Annotated in this window: 17 protein-coding genes; 11 read left to right on the top strand and 6 right to left on the bottom strand. The window is 43.6% G+C overall.

The genetic code is table 11. The annotated features are described in order from the left end of the window. Window positions 1-35: 35 nt before the first annotated feature. The 5 genes from LU276_RS07380 to LU276_RS07360 all read right to left on the bottom strand — a co-directional run bounded on the left by LU276_RS07380 (window position 36) and on the right by LU276_RS07360 (window position 6259). Window positions 36-809, bottom strand: coding sequence for a pteridine reductase (locus LU276_RS07380; RefSeq protein ID WP_284673217.1), 774 nt, complete (start codon window positions 807-809; stop codon window positions 36-38). After that, a complete protein-coding gene (locus tag LU276_RS07375; protein WP_284673216.1) occupies window positions 802-1974 on the bottom strand; it encodes a tRNA nucleotidyltransferase/poly(A) polymerase-related protein in 1173 nt (390 codons plus the stop codon). Before LU276_RS07375 ends, LU276_RS07380 begins: the two co-directional genes overlap by 8 nt. Window positions 1975-2069: 95 nt before the next feature. Continuing rightward, window positions 2070-4403 (bottom strand): NADP-dependent malic enzyme, encoded by a 2334-nt coding sequence (locus LU276_RS07370; protein WP_284673215.1) that lies wholly within the window; start codon window positions 4401-4403, stop codon window positions 2070-2072. A gap of 155 nt (window positions 4404-4558) precedes the next feature. Further along, a complete protein-coding gene (gene hemB / locus LU276_RS07365) occupies window positions 4559-5563 on the bottom strand; it encodes a porphobilinogen synthase (protein ID WP_284673214.1) in 1005 nt (334 codons plus the stop codon). Between the two features lie 207 nt (window positions 5564-5770). Continuing rightward, the gene (locus tag LU276_RS07360) at window positions 5771-6259 is read right to left on the bottom strand and encodes an MCR_0457 family protein (protein ID WP_284673213.1); all 489 of its coding nucleotides are present in this window, start codon (window positions 6257-6259) and stop codon (window positions 5771-5773) included. Between the two features lie 428 nt (window positions 6260-6687). On the opposite strand from LU276_RS07360, the gene ruvB reads away from it, so the two are divergent. The 10 genes from ruvB to LU276_RS07310 all read left to right on the top strand — a co-directional run bounded on the left by ruvB (window position 6688) and on the right by LU276_RS07310 (window position 18667). Then, window positions 6688-7674, top strand: coding sequence for a Holliday junction branch migration DNA helicase RuvB (ruvB, locus tag LU276_RS07355; RefSeq protein WP_284673212.1), 987 nt, complete (start codon window positions 6688-6690; stop codon window positions 7672-7674). 403 nt (window positions 7675-8077) lie between these two features. Next, window positions 8078-9310, top strand: coding sequence for a phospholipase A (locus tag LU276_RS07350; RefSeq protein ID WP_284673211.1), 1233 nt, complete (start codon window positions 8078-8080; stop codon window positions 9308-9310). Between the two features lie 5 nt (window positions 9311-9315). Beyond that, on the top strand, window positions 9316-10077 hold the full coding sequence (locus LU276_RS07345) for a ComF family protein (protein ID WP_284673210.1): 762 nt from the start codon (window positions 9316-9318) through the stop codon (window positions 10075-10077). Then, a complete protein-coding gene (locus tag LU276_RS07340; RefSeq protein ID WP_284673209.1) occupies window positions 10049-10657 on the top strand; it encodes a type IV pilus modification PilV family protein in 609 nt (202 codons plus the stop codon). The genes LU276_RS07345 and LU276_RS07340 overlap by 29 nt, the downstream gene beginning before the upstream one ends. Next, window positions 10633-11736, top strand: a complete 1104-nt coding sequence (locus LU276_RS07335) for a PilW family protein (RefSeq protein ID WP_284673208.1) — start codon at window positions 10633-10635, stop codon at window positions 11734-11736. Before LU276_RS07340 ends, LU276_RS07335 begins: the two co-directional genes overlap by 25 nt. Next, window positions 11733-12542: a hypothetical protein gene (locus LU276_RS07330; protein WP_284673207.1), complete on the top strand. Its 810-nt coding sequence runs from the start codon at window positions 11733-11735 to the stop codon at window positions 12540-12542. Before LU276_RS07335 ends, LU276_RS07330 begins: the two co-directional genes overlap by 4 nt. 332 nt (window positions 12543-12874) lie before the next feature. Further along, window positions 12875-13609: a hypothetical protein gene (locus tag LU276_RS07325; protein ID WP_284673206.1), complete on the top strand. Its 735-nt coding sequence runs from the start codon at window positions 12875-12877 to the stop codon at window positions 13607-13609. Window positions 13610-13876: 267 nt separating this feature from the next. After that, window positions 13877-16447 carry an aminopeptidase N gene (pepN, locus tag LU276_RS07320; protein WP_284673205.1) on the top strand — a complete coding sequence of 857 codons (2571 nt, stop codon included), beginning with the start codon at window positions 13877-13879 and terminating at the stop codon, window positions 16445-16447. 114 nt (window positions 16448-16561) lie between these two features. Beyond that, window positions 16562-17938, top strand: a complete 1377-nt coding sequence (locus LU276_RS07315) for a 3-deoxy-D-manno-octulosonic acid transferase (protein ID WP_284673204.1) — start codon at window positions 16562-16564, stop codon at window positions 17936-17938. A 9-nt stretch (window positions 17939-17947) separates the two neighbouring features. After that, window positions 17948-18667 (top strand): 16S rRNA (uracil(1498)-N(3))-methyltransferase, encoded by a 720-nt coding sequence (locus LU276_RS07310; protein ID WP_284673203.1) that lies wholly within the window; start codon window positions 17948-17950, stop codon window positions 18665-18667. 14 nt (window positions 18668-18681) lie between these two features. Here LU276_RS07310 and LU276_RS07305 read toward each other — a convergent pair whose 3' ends face one another. Further along, complete coding sequence (locus tag LU276_RS07305) at window positions 18682-19488, bottom strand: methyltransferase domain-containing protein (protein WP_284673202.1); 807 nt, start codon at window positions 19486-19488, stop codon at window positions 18682-18684. Window positions 19489-19715: 227 nt separating this feature from the next. On the opposite strand from LU276_RS07305, the gene LU276_RS07300 reads away from it, so the two are divergent. Next, window positions 19716-20573, top strand: a complete 858-nt coding sequence (locus LU276_RS07300; protein ID WP_284673201.1) for a hypothetical protein — start codon at window positions 19716-19718, stop codon at window positions 20571-20573. Window positions 20574-20604: the final 31 nt, after the last annotated feature.

Genomic DNA, 20604 nt, shown 5'->3' with positions numbered 1-20604 from the left:
CATATTCACCTTGGTGGATAGTGGTAGGCTAAAAATTATCCACCTTTGAGTGTCAAACTGCGACCACCATCCACAGCAATCACTTGCCCTGTGATGTAAGGAGTGTGTGCTAAGAATGCGACCGCCTGTGCAATGTCGGCAGGAGTGCCTATCCGACCTAGTGGGACGGACTGGATGAGTGCATCTTTGGTGGATGGATTTAGTGATGCATTTTGGTTGTCATCAGGAAAAATATTCACTCCTGGAGAGACACCATTGACACGCACGCATGGTGCAAGTTCTAGGGCGAGAGACTGCACCATGCCAAGATGAGCAGATTTTGCCATATTGTAGATGGGGTAGCCAATAAAAGGTTTATCACGAGCATGAATGTCTAGCAAACTTATGATAACTCCTTGTCGCTGAGCAAGTTCATCTTTAAATGCAAGACTTAAGAATAATGGTGCTTTGGCATTGGTTAAAAATAAATCGTCCCAATCTGCCTGCCATGTGTTAAAACCGTCATCTAAGGCGGTCGGATAAAAGCTAGAAGCGTTATGCACGAGTACATCAAGCCTGCCAAATAGTTCTATGGTCTGTTTTTTAAAGGCGTCAAGGGCAACATGGTTGTTGATGATGGATAAGTCTGCCTTGATAATCTTAGCGGAGTTAGGGCGGACGGCATTGAGTGTGTTCGCTAGCACCTGTGCATCTGCATGGCTATGATGGTGGTGGATAATGACATCATAGCCTTGATGATGAAAGGCGGTACTGATGGCATGACCGATACGCCTTGCTCCGCCTGTAACGAGAACAACTTTATTATTCATAAGAAAAATACTCGTTGATTAAATGCTTGATTTTGTCTTGTCTTACGCTACTTAACGCCATATGAATTTCCCTGCCTGTTAGCTGGGGGCTGATGTCATTGATGCTTACGCTTTTATAGAGTTTGATTGCCTGATGTATCATTTGGGCTATCTTATTTTGATTGGTTATTAAGCCACGATGAATGATAAAGATGGTGGTCAATACATCATTTAGGGTTTGTGTGTTGCCTTGATGAGCTTTGGTTTTCTCTATCAGATTAAGCACATCAGTTGCATTGATTTTTTGATTAAAAATATCATCAAACTCTGTCAATAAGTTGGCGATTTGGATAGGGTATTTGGGTGTGTTTAATTGGTGGGCGATTTTAGCGACTAACTGTTTATTTAAATTGTCATCACCCAAATAACCGCTGCATAAAATAGCAAACTGTACTGCTATGTTGCAATTTTTTGCCAAAGTTAGATCATCAATCGCTTGTTTAAAAACCGTGTCATTTTGCCAGCACGCATCCAATTCTGCCAAAAAATGGGGTAAAATCGCCAAATCTTTCAATGCCTGCCAATAAATATGCCCTGTGCCATTCTCCATTGCCTTTACGCTTTCTGCCCATAAGCGTTCACGACTAAGGTGAGATAGCTCGCCATCGTTTGACATTGTTTGCATGAGTACGATTGTTTCGTCAGCGATTTTAAAACCGTGTGCAAAATAGCGTGCCAAAAATCTTACCGTGCGTAAAATGCGTAGTGGGTCTTCACTAAAAGCAGGAGAGATGTGGCGTAGTGTTTTGTTTTGTAAATCAGTTAATCCACCATAAAAATCAATCACTTCGCCTGTTTTTGGCTTGTCATCAAACAGCCCTACCACCTCCACTGCTAAGGCGTTAATGGTTAAATCCCGCCTTAACAAATCATCAACAAGACTTATGCCTTTTGTGTCAGTAGAAAATCCCTGATAGCCCAATCCGTTTTTTCGTTCCACACGGGCTAAAGCGTACTCAAAATGGGTATCAGGATGCAAAAATACAGGAAAATCTGCCCCCACTTGATTAAATCCAAGCGACTTCATTGTATCAAAATCCGCCCCCACGACAACAAAATCTTTATCCTTGACGGGCAGACCAAGTAGTGCATCTCGCACCGCACCACCGACTAAATAGACTTTCATGGGGTCTCTCAATTAACCAACTAACATCATTTTATCCTAAATTGACCCATAAAAAAAGCACTCAATGATGAGTGCTTTTAATGATACGAGTGGGTTTATTTTGCCATGTCTTGTGCATCTGTTACTGTCAAGGCTGTCATATTTACGATACGGCGAGCAGTCGCTGATGGTGTCAAGATATGCACCGGTTTATCCGCACCGAGTAGGATAGGCCCTAGGGCGGCTGAGCCTGTGGCTGTTTTTAGCAGATTAAAGGCGATATTGGCAGCGTCTAAGGTTGGCATGATCAGTAAGTTTGCCGCACCTTTTAGCGTGCTAAATGGATAGTTGTGTTCACGCATACGCTCATCTAGGGCGACATCACCGTGCATTTCGCCATCAAACTCAAAATCTACATTCATTTGGGTAAGTAGTTCGTGTACCTTACGCATTTTAATGGCAGATTCTTTGTCTGATGCACCAAAGTTTGAATGCGACAGCAGAGCCACACGAGGTGTGATGCCAAAGCGACGCACTGCTTGAGCTGCTATTACAGTCATTTCAGCAAGCTCTTCGGCGGTCGGATCTTCATTGATGTAGGTATCAGCGATGAATAAGTTGCGGTTTTGCATCAGTACGCCACTCATGGCATAGAAGTTCTGAACCCCTTCTTTTTTGCCAATGACTTGGTTTAGATAGTGTAGATGTAGATGATAAAAACCAAATGTACCACAGATTAAGCCGTCAGCGTCGCCAAGCTCCACCATGAGTGAGGCGATGAGCGTAGTCTTGCGTCGAACATCACGGCGAGCAAGCTCTAGGCTTACGCCGTTGCGTTGATTGGTTTTGTAGAAATAATCGCAGTACCTATCATAGTGTGGGTTATTGTTTGGGTCGATGATGGTGATATTTTTGCCGTCAACCAAACGCAGACCAAGAGAGGCGATCTCTTTATTGATGACATCGGGTCGACCGACAAGAATAGGTTTGGCGATTTTTTCATCCACCACAACCTGTACCGCACGCAGAACATTGATGTCCTCGCCTTCAGCGTAGACGATGCGTTTAGGGTCGGCTTTGGCTTTATTGAAAACAGGTTTCATCGCCAGTGCGGTGTTGTAGACGAATTCAAAGAGTTTTTGACGATACGCATCGAAGTCTTTAATTGGCAATGTTGCCACACCAGAATCCATCGCTGCGCGAGCAACAGCAGGAGCAATTTCTAAGATAAGATTTGGTTCTAGTGGTCCAGGAATAAGATAATCACGACCAAAGCTTTTTGATGTCTCATCTTTTTGGCTGTCGGTAGATGGCGTGGCTTCGGTATGTGCCATAGCAGCGATGGCGTGTACGCAGGCAAGTTTCATCTCCTCGTTTACCACTGTTGCACCAACATCTAACGCACCACGGAAAATGTATGGGAAGCATAGGGCGTTATTGACTTGGTTGGGGTAATCCGAGCGACCTGTTGCCATGATGACATCTGAACGCACCGCATGGGCAAGCTCTGGCATGATTTCAGGGGTTGGGTTAGCCAAAGCAAAGATGATAGGGTCTTTTGCCATAGAGCGAACCATGTCTTGAGTAACAACACCTGGACCTGACAGACCTAAGAAAACATCAGCACCTACCATGACCTCTGCTAGTGTGGTCTTGTCAGTAGCACGGGCAAAACGAGCTTTGGACTCATCTAGTTTTTCACGACTGGTGCTAATGACGCCTTTGGAATCTAGCACATAGATATTTTCTTTTTTTACACCAAGTGCAACTGCCAAATCAAGGCATGAGATGGCAGCAGCACCAGCACCAGAGCAAACCAGTGTGATTTCCTCGATTTTTTTGCCATTAAGCTGTAGGGCATTTAGTAGGGCGGCAGCTGAGATGATGGCGGTGCCGTGTTGGTCGTCATGGAATACTGGAATATTCATACGGCTACGCAGTTCACGCTCAATCTTAAAGCATTCTGGGGCTTTAATGTCTTCTAGGTTGATGCCACCAAAGGTTGGCTCAAGACTTGCTACTGTCTCAATGAATTTATCGGGGTCGGTTTCGTTAATTTCGATATCAAAGACATCAATCCCAGCGAACTTCTTAAATAGCACGCCTTTACCTTCCATGACAGGTTTGGATGCTAATGCACCGATATTGCCCAAACCAAGTACGGCAGTACCGTTGGTAATTACGCCAACTAAGTTACTACGAGCGGTGTACTTTGAGGCAAGTTTTGGGTCTTTTTCGATTTCAAGACAAGGCACGGCAACCCCTGGCGAGTAAGCAAGAGCTAGGTCTCGTTGGTTGGCGATTTGTTTGGTGGGAGTAACAGAGATTTTACCTGGTCTTGGGTATTCGTGGTAGTGCAGGGCGTTTTGTTCAAACTGTTGACGCTGTGCTTCAATGTCGTTATCAAAGGCGGTGTCGTCTGTTTTTTGTTGGGTTGAAATTTGTGTCATAAGAAGTACCATCAAGTGAAAAATAAGACCTGTTGGTTAAAATGCACCAAAAGTCTTTGGCTGAAAAATTGTTCTATTCTAACATGATTTTGGGGTCGGTGCTAGGGCTTGATTAATGAGTGTTTAATGCAAATCTTCTTGATTGGAAGTGGTATTCATTCATTTAGCATTCTTGCCGCCTTGAGTGAAAAGTAAGATAAGATACCATCACAGCCCGCTCTTCTAAACCCAAGCAGGCTTTCTAAAATTACCGCTTCGGTCAGCCAACCGTTTTGGATGGCAGCCATGTGCATGGCGTATTCGCCAGAGACTTGATAAGCAAATGTCGGCACACCAAAGTTATCCTTAACTTCACGCACAACATCTAGATAAGGTTGTCCTGGTTTTACCATCACCATATCGGCCCCTTCTGCGATATCTAGAGCGACTTCGTGTAGGGCTTCGGCTCGGTTAGCAGGATTCATTTGGTATTGTTTTTTATGACCTTTTAGGTTACCGGCACTGCCCACCGCATCACGGAATGGACCGTAGTAGGCAGATGCGTATTTGGCAGAATATGCCATGATGGCAATATTGTGATGACCGTCAGTTTCAAGTGCTTCACGCATGGCACGAATGCGTCCATCCATCATGTCTGATGGTGAAATGACATCTGCCCCAGCATTAGCGTGAGCAAGCGTCTGTTTAACCAATGCTTCAGTGGTGATGTCATTGATCACATAACCTGTCTCATCAATAATACCGTCTTGACCGTGTGTGGTATAAGGATCTAAAGCGACATCGGTCATGACAATCATATTGGGGCAGGCATCCTTGATTGACTTGATGGCACGCACAGCTAAGGTGTCTGGGTGGTAAGCATTTTCACCATTTGGGCTTTTTAGCGAAGGGTTGATTACAGGGAAAATATCCACCATACGCACGCCTTCACGATATAGCGATTTGACATAATCAATGGTTAAGTCAATTGATAAGCGTTCAACATTAGGCATACTTTTGATTGGTTGGCGTTCATTTTGCCCTTCAATGACAAATAGCGGTGCGATGAGATGGCAGGGCTTAAGATGGGATTCTTGTACCATCTCACGAATACCGTCTGTAACACGCAGACGGCGTAGACGAGTAAGAGGAAACTGGCGGTTAAAGGTGTGATTGGTCATGGTTATGATTCCGATTTTGTTGTGAACATTGATAGGTGGCTATGTGTTCATCTTATCAAAATTTTGAGGAATAAAAAAGTCAATCCAAGCTGACTTTTAAATTAGGGGTAATTTTTGAGAGAGGAATTGGTGTAAAAAGGGAGTGAGATGGACTGGCTTGTTTTTTTAAGTGTGATTTTTAAAAGTAAGTACTAAACCATCATCGCATCAAAATTCTACTTCTGCAAACTGTAGGCATAGCCTGCGGTTTTGGGCGGCAGGATAGCTGGCGGTCCACGCACGCACGCTTTGTAGGGCGGCTCGATAATCACGCTGGGTGTGCAGGTGACGCAGAGTATCATTTGGGTTGGCGGAGGTTGGCATGAATGAACGCAACTGCTGATTATAAGCACGAGCAAAGCGAACTCGCTGATTGTTGTTTAGCATGGGCGGACAAATTTCGGACAGAACCTGCACCAAAGCAAGCTCATATTCAGAAACAGTAAAGGTGGTGCTGGAGGTCTTGTAGATTTTGCCTCGCATGGGGCTTGTGTAATCAGGATTGGCATGAGCGATGCAGACGCACAACAAGGCTGTCAATAAAGGTAGGTGGGTAGCTATTTTGATGGTTTTATCAAGATGGGTATCAAAAAACCAAATGCTAAAAATTGTTGCTTTGTGCGTTATATCAAAGTTCGTTATATCAAAGTTCGTCATATCAAGAAACACACCAAGAGAATATGTGCATATCATAAATGTTTATGCCCAAAAAGTCATATAAATCCTTGATTAAAGTGTTGTGTTATTGTTCTTTTTGGGTGGTTTTTAGCAATAAATGCGTAAATCTATCGGATGAAAAAAAACACAAAGTAATTACAAATAATTGATATTACAATCATTTTTTTAAGAATTTATGAAAACTGCACCCATCATGCACTGACATCATGATTAACGCATGATTACAATAATACACAAAAAATAAAATAAAAACCCTATTCTTATAAGCCCCAAAAACCAAACCAAGCACTAAAATGGGCGACAAAATTATAAAAATCCATTATAATAATCCGCATTTTTAATAATTTTTTAACGATGCTTGATGAGTAATTTTCTCTGATTTTTTGCATTATCATGATGATAACATAATGAACCAAAACCGCCTAATTGACCCTAATCCAAAAAAAGACGATGTTTTTGATCGTGTGATTCGCCCTGCCACTTTGTCTGATTATATCGGACAGCCTAAAGTGCGTGAGCAGATGGAGGTATTCATCACGGCGGCCAGAAAGCGTAACGAAGCTCTTGATCATACGCTAATTTTTGGTCCGCCAGGGCTTGGCAAAACCACACTGGCAAACATCATAGCTCGTGAGATGGGTGGCAATCTGCGTTCGACATCAGGACCTGTGCTTGAGCGAGCAGGGGATTTGGCGGCGATGCTCACCAATTTAGAAGAAGGTGATGTATTATTTATTGATGAAATTCATCGTCTAAGTCCTGTCATTGAAGAGATTTTATATCCTGCGATGGAGGACTATCAACTGGATATTATGATTGGTGAAGGTCCTGCGGCACGCTCAATTAAACTTGATTTGCCACCGTTTACACTTGTGGCAGCGACCACACGGGCAGGGCTATTGACCGCTCCGTTGCGTGATAGATTTGGTATTGTACAAAGGCTTGAGTTTTATAGTGTGGCAGATTTGACCACCATTGTTGAGCGTGCGGCACGGCTTATGGGTATTGCCATGAATAAAGATGGTGCGATTGAGGTGGCACGCCGAAGTCGTGGCACGCCTCGTATTGCCAACCGTCTGCTTCGCCGTGTGCGAGATTATGCCGAGGTTAAAGGCGATGGTGTGGTTACTAAGCTGATTGCAAGCTCGGCTTTGGATATGCTTTCGGTGGATAAGCAGGGGCTTGACCACTTAGATCGTCGTTATCTACTGATGCTTGCTGAGCGTTTTGATGGAAGACCTGCTGGTGTGGAGGCGATTGCTGCTGCGATGGCGGAGGATAGGGGTACGCTTGAGGATGTGATCGAGCCTTATTTGATTCAGCAAGGCTATATCCAGCGTACACCAAAGGGGCGGATTTTATTGGATAAAGCGTTGGGACTTAATTTATCTTGATGAAGTTTTATTTTGATGGCGGTTAAATGGCGGATTGTTGGCAGGGCTTGTTTTAAGATTTGCAAAATGACATATTCAAACATTCAACTTTAAGATAAAATATAAGCAATTAATATATAACTATTTATTCCATAAAGAGTGCAACAAGCAAGAAGGCGTGTGTGGTGCAAAGCGTGAGTGTGCGACTGTTTATGGCTGTGGTGAGTGTGTTTTTTATAGTGGGTCGCTATCAAGATGGTTATATTGAGCATCAAGACCTAAGGTTTGAGTGGGTTTTGATGGTTTGACTTAGGTTACTTTCTTTTTATTGTTACTGTTTTTTGCTTGGTGGCTTTTTGCTACTTGGTATATTCTGACCTATCATGCTTGGTATGTTGGTCTTTTTTTAATGATGGTTGTGAAGATGTTAAATAAAGTTTTACAAAAAAGTGTACTTGGTTTGGGACTGGGCGTTGCCATGACTGCGATGGCAGATGATGTTGTTTCTGAAAAGACAGCGGACGGCGTCTCTTCTTCTAATGTTGCAACGGTCGCAACTGATGACAGCAGTAGACCGATTAAGACTCGAGCAGAAGGGGAGGCGTTGTTTCATGATTGTGCGGCAGTGGTGAACGATGCGGCTCGTTTAGCTTGCTTTGACTCATTAGCACAGGGCAAATTGCCATCTGTCTTACAAAAAAAACAAGCCATTGTCTTGGGGGAGACGGTTAAAGGCGTGGTGAAAGGCAACCGACAGGTGATATTTGCCAAGAACGAGACAGCGTATAATGCCGTTAATGACGGTGTTGAAATGAACGATAAGACAATAGAGCGTTATACACCGCTGTCTATCAGCTATGATTTGGATAAAAATAGCGAGCAGGGATTATGGCGTGTGCGTCCACACAATCCTGTGTATATTCTACCCATGTATTTACATGGCAAGCCAAATCGCAGTCCAGGTACGCCAACTCAAGAGGCGTGGCATTATACATCTAATGATCAGCGTGCTCCTGAGCTTAAATATCAAATATCTGTCAAATCTAAGATGGCAGAAGATGTGTTTGGTAGTAATGCGGATTTGTGGTTTGGTTATACGCATTTGGCACATTGGCAGATTTATAATGAGGATAATTCTCGCCCATTTCGTGCACATGATTATGAACCTGAGATATTCTTAACTCAGCCTGTGGTGGCGGATTTGCCTTTTGGGGGTAGGCTTAGAATGCTTGGTGTGGGTGCGGTGCATCATTCCAATGGTGAGGATAATCCTTGGTCTCGATCGTGGAATCGTGGTTATGTGATGGCTGGCATGGAGTGGGGTAAATTAACTGTGATGCCACGCCTATGGGGGCGTATCCTAAAAGAGGGGGGTTCAAAGCCTGATGACAACCCAGATATCTTGGATTATTACGGATATGGTGATGTGAAATTTTTATATCATCTAAATAATGACAAAAACATCTCAGGTACAGCACGCTTTAACCCAAAAACAGGAAAAGGGGCGTTGCAGCTTGACTATGTACACCCCATTGGTAAGGGGATTAGTGGCTATGTACAGCTATTCCAAGGCTATGGTCAGTCACTGATTGACTATAATCACGAGGCAACCTCTATTGGTGTTGGTGTGATGCTAAATGACTGGATGGGCTTATAAAACGCTTGAATAATGCAAAAAAACGTACTCAAGTGGTGCGTTTTTCACCATACTTTTTGGCACAAAAAATTCGCAAATGGCATGGTCTGTGTGCCTTATGCCATGAGCCGATAACATCATATCAAGACAACAGATTGGATTTACCCATTCTTTGTTCTGCCTGTCATCATCTCATGAGATGGCACCTACCGCCCATACTCCTGCAGGCTGACTTGCCTGCACCAATGGCGGGTGGTCATCGCCAGATTCAGCCATCATTTTATTTATATTGTGCCACTTTTTATCAATACCCCATCAATTACGCCATCAATCGGTTTAAAGACCATGAAAGTCTGCCTTCTTTTATGGTGTTGCTTCATGCCATTCATCAGTTACCAAAGCCCATTGGTTGTCATCAGCATAATACAGTGATTGTGCCGATTCCTACCACCAATAAGCGTCTGGTTCGGCGTGGCTTTGACCCTGTAACGATGCTTACTAAAGCCTTGTCGCATCATTGGGGTCTGCCGATTTGGCAAGGGCTTTGCCGAGTGGATGATAAGATACATCAGCGAGGGCTAGATAGGCAGTCAAGATTGAGCAATATCCAAGATGCCTTTGCCATGACCGATACACCGCCTGTATCACAAATCATTTTGTTTGATGATGTGGTAACCACAGGGGCGACACTTAAGGCGGCCGCCACGACAATTTGGGCGTGTTCTTTAGATATTAAAGTGTTGGCGGTGTGCATAGCACATGGCAGTGCTCAGTTTTCGCACATTTAAGTTTTATGACCATCTAAGTCAGTATGGATTGAGTATGGGGCTTGAGAGAATGCAAAAAGAATCTGGTTTTGGACTCATTGAGGTGATGGTGGCATTGTTGTTGGTGTCAATGGTGTTTTTTGGGTTTTTGTCGGTGCAGATGCGAGCATATCATACCAGCCAAGATGCCGCCATACGCACACACGCCGTATCATTGCTTGGCAACCAAGCTCAAATACTACAAGGACATGATGAATCGGTTGGGCGGGCTTATGAGGCTTTGTTTGCTCAGCTCAATAGGAATTTGGGTGATGTCAGTGGACAGATGATGAGCAATTATCGCCAAGCTCTAGACACCTTAAACACCCATTGCCATCAAAGAGTCTGCACGCCAGAAGAGTCAGTTAAGTATCAGGCAGTACAGTCGGCTAAGGTTGCTGCCACTCATGGCGTTCGTATGAATGTTTTGCCTTGCCCAGACGGACGCTGTCTGGTGGCTGTATGGGGCGAAACCAAGGCAATAAAGGGCGAACAAGGCTGCATGAATAAAGCAGGTGGTATCAATGCAGGAGCAAAGTGTGTGATGATGGTGGTGCATTGATGGTGGAGTTTACCACAGCAAAGACAAGATTAAGAGTTGGGCGAAGATTAAGCAATTCTTGTGGATTGAGCCTGCTTGAGATGATGATTGCTCTGTTGATTGCTTCAATGGTGGTATTGATGGTTGCTCAAGCCTATGTCATGAGTTTAAATGGCATTGTTGCTCAGGAGAATTTGACTTATCGGTTGCAACATCAGATTTTTGGGGTGCAGGGGTTGACCGAGAGTCTAAGACTGGCAGGGCTTGGTATTGATGATAAGGTATTATCACAGCCCAATCCGCAGGGTGTTCTTGTGCATATTGATCAGTTATCCCATCAAAGCCACAGCGTGTCTAATCTTGCACGATATTTGAGCAGGGCTGATGTTCAGCCAAAGAATAACCGCACAACCATGCCCACTCATCAGCTTACCATCATCTACCGTGCACCACAAGATATGTGGGACTGCGAGGGCGAGATGGCATTAGGGCCACGAAATGCTCGCTTAAAGGGTGGCAAGATGAGACATATTGAGGGGCAAGTGGTCATTGAAAGATATTTTGTCCAAAATAACGATGGTGTGATGAACCTTCGGTGTGATGCCGCACGCTTTGTTCCAGAAAGTATCACACGAGATGGCACGCGTGATAGACGACTAGGTCGTGGGTCGTCTGCATACATTAAAGCCATCATTGATACAGATTCATCAAACAAAGCTGCCAATACCATCATGGGTATGGGTGGTCAAGGTGATGTGATTGCCAGTCATGTTGAGGGTCTTTGGGTGGAGGTTGGTGTGGCAAGTCAAGACGGTATTAGATTTATGCCAATTACTGAGTATGCCAATCACGCCAATCAAGATGAGCCTATTGTGATGATGAATGTGGCATTTTTAGGTTATTCACCCACGCCGTCAGCTCGTGATGACGCACCAAGAGATTTTGAAATTTTTGGCAAAAAGGTGGTGCTACAGCAGGATTCGCCCAGTCATGACAGATGGCTATACCATTTTTCTGTACGACTCAGAAATGTGATGGGTAATGTGGCGAATGGTGGTGCGATTGATGGGGTTGTTCTTAATCAAAAGGTGTTGCCGTGAATGCTCAAAAAGGCTATGTGCTGATATTGGTTTTGGTGGCGGTGCTATTGATTTCGGGTCTATCTGCTTTGGCGATACGCCAGAGTATGACGGATGTCCGTTATGCTTTTGCTAAAACTTCAGTTGAAGAATTATTTGTAATGGCAGATACGCCATTAATGCTACTTCGCCAACCATCAATAAAAGAGCGTCTGATGAGTGATGGCGGTATTATTGACACTTTAGTGGCACACCATCTTAATAAGGGTGATTTTAATCAACAAACATCAGCTCAGCTGTGTTATGAGCCTAAGCGTGGTGTGGATAACTTTGCTTCATCTGGCTTGATGATGACAGGTCAGATAAGCTGTACTGATGGACAAGTATGGCTGTGGCTTTCTGTGCAATCAATGGACGATGAGACGGTATCAAAAGACGAAAGGCAGGTTGCCAATTCTAAAAAAATAGTCAGCAATAATGAGCAAGGTTTTGTAAAAGTACCGCCAGATGCGTATAGATTTACCATTCATTCACTCGCCACAAAGCAGGCGACAAGCTGTTTGGGTGTATATGAAACGGTTAAGGCGTGCTTAAATAAACAAGGGGTTGCTCATCAGGTGTTGGTGCAAGAATTTATCTATCGCAGGGCGAAAAATCCCATGCAGGATAATGACAATCTAGCATATCTGGCACTTGATGCACCATCAACCGCTATGAACAATATCAACCAAGACACGCCAATTAGCCATCAATCACCGTCAACACAAACACTGACATTTATTAAATGGTATGATGTTAGGAGTATTGGTCAAAGTGGTGATGAATGAGGTTTGCCAAAAAAAAGATTGTAATTGGCGAGTGTGTGATAATGATAAAAGAAGTGGCGTGTTGATACTGTCATATGCCCATTCTTCATATGCAATCCATCAGGTTGAGTCATTTTGATGGACTTGGTTTTGTACATTTTGTGTGAACCATCAATCTTTTTGTTGCAAATATGATAAGAGCTGTGGTGTATCTCTACAAACTGATACAAAAATAGTAAAATCGTAGGTAGACAAAGCGACAAAAATCGTTTTTAATACGCTCACCAATAACAACACAAGCGTCATTGAGGCGATTTTAGCCCAATGAATTTTTATTTTTAGGAGACAAACTCATGAAAACCATGAAATTATCACTAATTGGTGCTGCAGTTCTACTATCTACCAGTGCAATGGCTAATGTCGTTACTGATGCTGGTACAGTAGTTGTTACCGGTGCAAAAAAGACAACAGTAGCTGTTATTGATGGCACAAAAACTTTATTAAAAACCGCAACCAAACCAGTGGCAGTGAGCGTTGAAGCGGGATCGTTAGGTTATGGTGCGAATGTCGCTTGGTCAGTCAATGACCGTGTTGAGTTGCAAGCTGGCTGGACTGGTGGTGATGTTGCAAAATTCACCAAAGATAATATTTCAGTTGATGGCACTAAATATGATGTAGAAACTGATTTTTCTAACCCATATTTGGGCGTACAACTTCGCCCAGCAGCGAACTGGTTTACTGTAGGTGCTGGCGTTATCGTTCCTGATAACCACATTAAAGTAAAAACCAATAACGCTACTGGCAAGCAAACCGTTAACGGAACTGAATATGATGTAACGGGCACTGTTGAAGGTACTATTGAGCATCGTAATAAATTAGCCCCTTACCTAACAGTTGGTTTCCGTCCTAACCTTGGCAACAACTGGGGTGTGTTTGGTGAAGTGGGTGCAACTTACTTAGGTAAGTCTGATGTTCACATCAAATCAGCCAATGCTGATTTTAACAAAGCAGCTGCTCAAGCCATCGAAGGCAAAGAGTATTCAAACTGGTACCCAATCGCAAAAGTGGGCGTGGCTTACCGCTTCTAATCTGATTTTGATTAACAACAATAACCCTAACTGTGTTTAGGGTTATTTTTTTGTGGATAAAATTTTTAACAAATATTGTGTTTGATTGAGCAGGCACTTGATGGCGACTATGCTCACAGCTTTTATGATGATTGGATTGTCTTGGGTTAAAGTCTAGACTGGTTATGTGGCAAATGATTGGTTGTCATGAAAATTACGGCAAATTGGACTTTTTTTCTGCTAAGAATTTTGGTACTATGGCGTGTTTATTAAAAAAAAGGAGTAAGTATGACCAATCAAGCCCCAACAAAAGTTTATTTAAAAGATTATACGCCACCTACCTACAAAGTCAGCCAGATTCATTTAGATATTGGGTTGTTTGATGAGTATGCCCAAGTTGAGGCGACCTTGACAGTGCATCGTCAGCATGAAGGCAAGTTTGTGCTGTTTGGGCGTGAATTACAGCTACAATCCATTTTTGTGAATGATGTGGCATTATCTGCAGATGCCTACACGCTAGATGATGAAACGCTAGTCATTGACGCCATGCCAGATGAGGCCGTGGTGCGTACTTGCGTCAAAATTTATCCGCAAACCAATACAGCTTTAGAAGGATTATATCAGGCCGGCACAGGCGATGATGCCATGTTTGTTACACAGTGTGAGCCTGAAGGGTTTAGAAAAATTACCTTTTATCCTGACCATCCTGATGTGTTGGCTGAATTTACCACTCGTATTGAAGCGGATAAAAAATACAAAACCCTACTGGGTAATGGCAACCTGATAGAATCAGGTGATTTAGGCGAGCGTCATTTTGCCGTATGGCACGACCCTACCTTAAAGCCAAGCTATCTGTTTGCTTGTGTGATTGCCAATCTTGATGTCATGCAAGACAATTTTACCACCAGTGAAGGGCGAGAGGTGTTGCTTGAAATCTATGCTACGAAGCAGGATTTGGATAAATGCCATGTCGCCATGCAAGCCCTAAAAGATGCCATGAAATGGGACGAGGATAACTATGGTTGTGCTTATGACCTAGACCGCTACATGATTGTGGCGACAGGGCATTTTAATATGGGGGCGATGGAAAATAAGGGTTTAAATATCTTTAATACTTCATGTGTGCTAGCAAGTCCACAAACCACTACCGATGAAGGCAGTTTTCGTGTTAAATCAGTTGTTGCCCATGAGTATTTTCATAACTGGACGGGCAACCGTATTACTTGCCGAGACTGGTTTCAGTTGAGCCTAAAAGAGGGCCTGACTGTTTTTAGAGACCAAAGCTTTTCTGGGGACTTTCGCTCAAAAGCGGTACAGCGTATCGAAGATGTGGCGTTCTTGCGAGCACATCAGTTTGTTGAGGACGCAGGTCCTTTGGCACACTGTGTACGCCCTGAGAGTTTTGTGGAAATTAACAATTTCTACACCATGACCATCTATGAAAAGGGGGCGGAGATTGTTCGCATGATTGCCAATTTCCTTGGCAAAGATAAATATAGACAAGGTACAGATGAGTATTTTCGCCGTTATGATGGACAAGCGGTTACCATCGAGGACTTCTTGTCTGCCATGTCGGTCGGCGATGAGAGGGTGATGGACTTTTTAAAATGGTATGGTCAGCCAGGCACGCCAGAGCTATCAGGTGATTTTGAATTTAAGGACGGTCAAGTTGTTGTCAATCTATCACAAAAGACCCGTCATGTAGCAGGTTTTGATGCTCCGATTGCCCTGCCAATTCCTGTGGATACTGCTATTTTTGATAGCTACACAGGTGAGCTTTTGGCACAAAAAATGCTGTTTTTGACCAAAGAGGTGGACAGTTTTGTTTTTGATGGTATCGGTCTGTCTGATGGGGCAAAGCCGATCGTTTCAGTGTTACGCAACTTCTCTGCTCCTGTAAAACTCAACTTTGAATACAGCGATGAGGATTTGATGAAGCTTGTTGCTTTTGAAAGCGAAGGCTTTAACCGCTGGCAGGCAATCCAGACTTTGGTTAATCGCTTGCTATTGGGTAAATCTGACCAAGTGAGTCTGCTGACTGATGCTTTACGCACTGTCGTTCCTAAGCTGATAACAACAGACCCTATGTTGACTGCTAGACTCTTTGACATACCAAGCGAGGCGGAGCTTGCGATGTCTTATGATAAAGATTATAACCCTAAAGCAGTCAAGGCAGTGCGTGATGCCCTACAGCAACAAATCGCACACGCCCTAAAAGATGAGGCGATGAACTGGTATCGCTCGTTGCCGATAGAGACTTATGAAGATACGCCTGATGCACGAGGACGCCGTTTGCTACGAAATGTGCTGTTAGAACTATTACTGTTGGCGAAGGTGCCAGAGACAGAGGCGTGGGCTAAAGAGCAGTATGAACAAGCGAACTGTATGAGCGAGCGACAAGGGGCATTGTCGGCGATGATAGCTTTTGATTTGCCTTATGCTGATGAGTTTGTTGCTGACTTTTATGAGCGATTTAAGGATGAGGAGTTGGTGATTGATGACTGGTTCTTGATTCAAGCAAGATCAAGTAGTCGTGATGTGGCATTCGTTGAGTCTCTTATGAGTCGCAAGGATTATGATTGGGCAGTGCCTAATCGTGTGCGTACGACGCTAGGCGGCTTGTCTGCCAAACCTGTACAGCTGTGGAGTGAAGAAGGGCTAAATCTATATTTAGATGCCATCACCAAGTTGGATGACATCAACCCTGCGGTAGCATCACGCATGTTGGCTCGATTGGATCGTTGGTATACACTTCAAGACGACAGCAGGGCGTATGCTAAGAGCAAACTGATTGAATTGCAAAAAACAGCCAAATCAAAAAATGTCCTTGAGTTTATTAATAGCATGCTTAGTGTCTAATTTGTTGATGTGACGTTTTTTTGATCATACGGCAGGCGATGGCTTGCCGTATTTTTTTGATTCTTTTACAATATGATATCGCTGAATAAGTTTAATATCTTAGATGATGCCGTCATGAAACCACCCATTTATTACCCCATTGCCATTCGCCTTGCCATGCCGATATATCGCTACATGGTGCATAAAAAATCACAACACCTACCCACCTATATGCGAGAGGTTAAAGAACGGTTTGGGCAAACCTATTTACCTGCACCCACTGCTGTGCATATCCCTGTGGATAACCTTGAAAAAAAAGTAAATAAGAGTGGTTGTCATGGCAGGGTTATTTGGTGTCATGCGGTAAGCTTGGGCGAGCTAAATACTGCTTATCCCATGTTAAAAATTCTTTTAAATCAAGGATTTAATCTATGGATCACCAGTACCACACAGACAGGATTTAACCGTGCTTCTGTGCTTTTTGAACCGCTATTGGGAACGAGAGTTAATCACAGCTTTGTCCCTGTGGATAACTTAAAAAATATACAGGTATTCATTGAGCATATTCAACCTGTTATGACACTGTTTATTGAGACAGAATTATGGGCAAATACACTATATGAGCTACGCCAGAGGCAGATTCCTGCGGTGATGGTGAATGCTCGCTTAACTGAAAAATCCTATCAATCTTATGCTAAATTTCCCAAACTAAGTACTAGCATGATGCAAAACTTGACCGCCATCATTGCTCAAGACGAAGCATCGGCAGATCGATTTGTCAGGCTTGGTGCGGATAAGGTCAAGGTGTCAGTGATGGATTCACTAAAGTGGTCAAGCGTTCATCAGTTAAGTGCGGACAACCAAAGACTGATACAGCAAGTACAGATGTGGCAAGGTGTTAGTCATCGACCTATTTGGTTGGTCGGCAGTACACATGATGCAGAGGAGCTGCTTGCGATACAAGCTCACAAAAAACTGATAGAACACGACCCAGCCACCTTGCTGATTTTGGTGCCACGCCATCCTGAACGGTTTGATGAGGTAGCTTCCTTGTGCCAATCATCAACATTCATCACGCATAGACGCTCAAAAGGAGAACGAATTGAGCCAGATACCCAAGTTTATCTGGCAGATAGCATGGGAGAGCTGTTGGCGTGGTATGCGGTGTGTGATGTGGCGGTGGTTGGTGGTTCGTTTGTTGATGTCGGTGGGCATAATCCGATTGAGCCTGCGGCACTTGCCAAACCTGTCGTAATGGGCAAATTCATCAAAAACTGTGAAGAGCTTGTTGATGGTTTATCAAAAGTGTCAGCCCTGACCATAACAGATAGTGCGTCTCAGTGTTTGGCTGATGCGGTGGCATCGTGGCTATTTGATGAAGATGCAGCTCATCAGGCAGGCATGGCAGGTAGGCAGTTAGTAGTTGCCAAAGAAAACGCTGCTACCAAACAGGCCGAACAGCTCTTGATACATCTATCAATCACAGACAGCACAACCAATCAAAGAGATTAATCAAAACTTATGAATATCATTTTATTAAAACAGCATAATATTGATGTATCAGGACGACTTGTCATCAATGAGACAAGGCAGGTCAATCACATCAAATCTGTACTCAAAGCAGAGATAGGGGATTGTTTAAGGCTTGGTGTGCTAGGTGGTCGGCTTGGGGTGGGTCGCATTGTGCTGATAGATGACAATCAAGTATTGCTAGATGAAGTGGTGCTGAATAAAACGCCACCTAAGAAGCTACCTGTTACCGTCATGCTTGCTTTGCCACGACCAAAGGTATTACGCCGTTTAGTGATGGACATGACGGCAATCGGTGTGCCACACATTATTTTAATTAATAGCTATCGTACAGATAAAAGCTACTGGGGTTCGCCAATGCTTGCACGCATCGATGATTTTATCGTAGATGGATTGGAGCAGGGCGTTGATACCGTGCCACCTAAAATTACTTTTGCCAAACGCTTTAAACCCTTTGTGCAAGATGAATTGCCATCTTTGATGGATGAAGGGCGGGCGGTGGTATTCCACCCTTATGATTCAGAAGGGTTTGGTGAGTTCTGTGCGAATCAGGGTATGCCGACGCTGATAACGATTGGGGCGGAGGGTGGTTTTATTCCTTATGAGATTGACCTGTTGCGTTCTGTTGGGGTATCGGCGGTGGGACTAGGCGATCGAATCTTGCGTACCGAGAGTGCGGTTAATGCGGTGCTTGGTCGCTATCTTTTATGATTGCCACTAAAAACCTATGTTCTGCTTGCTAAGATGTGCAAATACCGACCCATCAAGCGAAATGGTAGCTCTCTAGAATACCGCATCTCCATCGCAATGACATCATCGGGGTTGGTCAGACCGCCACGCTTAAGCGGTGCATAATCAGAAAAAACCCGAATTCCTGAGCGAATCAGTACTTGATAATGGCGAGATGATAACCAGTATTCTACCTTGTCATTGCCAACAGGACTGTTTGGGGTTAGGCTTTTGTTATCGGCAGGTTTTGGCTTGTCAAGCTGATAAAAATTACCCATTACCAAATTACGATAAACCAAGCTAGCAGGGTTATAAAAGCATAATGAAAGCAGACCGCCTGTTGCCAAAAATTCATCAAAAAAATCCATGATAAGTTGTGGTTCTGCTAGCCACTCAAGCACTGCATGGCACAAGATTAAATCAAATTTTTCGCCTTTGATATGCTCGCCAAGCTCTTGATAAGGGCAAACCAAAAACCGTATATTGTCTAGGCTTTCTTGGTGTGCGACTTCCTTGGCTTTATTAATCATATTACCAGAGATGTCGCTGATGGTGCAGTGATGCTGTTTGGCAAGCATAAGACTAATCTGTGCTAGCCCTGCACCTACATCAAGCACCTTTAAAGGTCGTCCCAGTTTTGTGGTGAGTATTTGGGTAGCTTCGGTAATATCTTGCTTTAAAACAGCCAAGCGAATGGCACCTTTTAGACCGCCATAGACTTTTTTGGCAAAGTGGTCGGCGATGGGGTCAAAGTTGCGGTCGCTTATGATGGGTGTGTTTGACGATGTGGCGTGCCGAGTCATGTTATGTGGTATTTTGTAAAAAAAGAATAGGGAAGCTTGTCTTTTGTTGACCAACTTTCGTGATTTTGTTTATTTAAAAAGTTAAATAAGCTGTGATATAATGAATAAAATATCTTATATTAAAAATTTATCCATCAGATTTCACAGCTGGTCTTTGCGTATTTTATCATAAAACCATTGCCAATTCGCCTGTGGTTATTTTTATTATAAAAAATTGGGTACTAAAGATGATAAAAAACAATGCATTTAAGTTGGCAGCGACTGTTGCGATGGGCGTATCAATCGTAGCATTAAGTGCTTGCGATAAAAAGCAAGAACAGCCTATAGAAGCTGAGATTGAAGTGGTTGAGCCTGTCGTTCAAGAGATTGAAGCGGTTTGTGATGAGCCAAGTTTGCGTAATCGTTTGGTGGATGCAATCCAAATGGGGCTTTTAGATAGTGCGATGCTATCAATCCAAAACTACAACAATGCAACTCGCTTAGGACTTGAACAGCAAGTACGCCAAAAACTAAGTGAGATTGACATTGACCTAAAAAATGTTGCTGCTTCTGGAGCAATGTGTCATGCTGATGTGCATTTTACCTTATCGGCACAAGACATTGCTTATGCCAACAAGACCTTTAGATTAACCAATCAATTCAGCTTTGATGAACAGGCTGTCGAAGTGGGGGCGATGCTTGTGGGTGATAATCGTGTGGTGGTTAAGAGATTTGCTTATACCATTGACAACAACAAAGCAATCATCGGTACAGATAATGCCATCATCAATTTACTGGCAGATACGCTGACCGCTTCAGCATACAGCATGGCAGGCGAATCACGCACCAATGCTCAAAACGCCCCAACAGTACGCTTAGAGCCAGTACAACCAATCGCTACGCCACGCATTAATCAATCTTATGATGAAGAAGTGCCACAGGTACAAATTCGCCAAGAGACTGCCGAAGCAAAAGCAGGGCAATCAAAAGCTCAATCACCTAAACCAAAAACACAGCCACAACCTGCCGAAAATGCTCCTACGCCTAAACCTGTGGTAGATGAGAATGTAGAGTTAACCATCGTTGAGAGTGATGATACTTACTGATGACTGGTGGTTATCTTGGCGTCTGCACCAA

It is taken from the genome of Moraxella haemolytica (genome assembly GCF_030177935.1).
Taxonomy (GTDB): Bacteria; Pseudomonadota; Gammaproteobacteria; order Pseudomonadales; family Moraxellaceae; genus Moraxella; species Moraxella haemolytica.
The sequence above is the reverse complement of the archived record's forward strand: the minus strand, read 5'-3'. Positions and strand labels throughout refer to the sequence as shown.

Bases quoted from the DNA above. Each gene is read 5' to 3' on its own strand.
- LU276_RS07380 (WP_284673217.1), bottom strand. From the start codon at position 809: ATGAATAATAAAGTTGTTCTCGTTACAGGCGGAGCAAGGCGTATCGGT.
- LU276_RS07375 (WP_284673216.1), bottom strand. From the start codon at position 1,974: ATGAAAGTCTATTTAGTCGGTGGTGCGGTGCGAGATGCACTACTTGGT.
- LU276_RS07370 (WP_284673215.1), bottom strand. From the start codon at position 4,403: ATGACACAAATTTCAACCCAACAAAAAACAGACGACACCGCCTTTGAT.
- hemB (WP_284673214.1), bottom strand. From the start codon at position 5,563: ATGACCAATCACACCTTTAACCGCCAGTTTCCTCTTACTCGTCTACGC.
- LU276_RS07360 (WP_284673213.1), bottom strand. From the start codon at position 6,259: ATGACGAACTTTGATATAACGAACTTTGATATAACGCACAAAGCAACA.
- ruvB (WP_284673212.1), top strand. From the start codon at position 6,688: ATGAACCAAAACCGCCTAATTGACCCTAATCCAAAAAAAGACGATGTT.
- LU276_RS07350 (WP_284673211.1), top strand. From the start codon at position 8,078: ATGTTAAATAAAGTTTTACAAAAAAGTGTACTTGGTTTGGGACTGGGC.
- LU276_RS07340 (WP_284673209.1), top strand. From the start codon at position 10,049: ATGGCAGTGCTCAGTTTTCGCACATTTAAGTTTTATGACCATCTAAGT.
- LU276_RS07325 (WP_284673206.1), top strand. From the start codon at position 12,875: ATGAAAACCATGAAATTATCACTAATTGGTGCTGCAGTTCTACTATCT.
- pepN (WP_284673205.1), top strand. From the start codon at position 13,877: ATGACCAATCAAGCCCCAACAAAAGTTTATTTAAAAGATTATACGCCA.
- LU276_RS07315 (WP_284673204.1), top strand. From the start codon at position 16,562: ATGAAACCACCCATTTATTACCCCATTGCCATTCGCCTTGCCATGCCG.
- LU276_RS07310 (WP_284673203.1), top strand. From the start codon at position 17,948: ATGAATATCATTTTATTAAAACAGCATAATATTGATGTATCAGGACGA.
- LU276_RS07305 (WP_284673202.1), bottom strand. From the start codon at position 19,488: ATGACTCGGCACGCCACATCGTCAAACACACCCATCATAAGCGACCGC.
- LU276_RS07300 (WP_284673201.1), top strand. From the start codon at position 19,716: ATGATAAAAAACAATGCATTTAAGTTGGCAGCGACTGTTGCGATGGGC.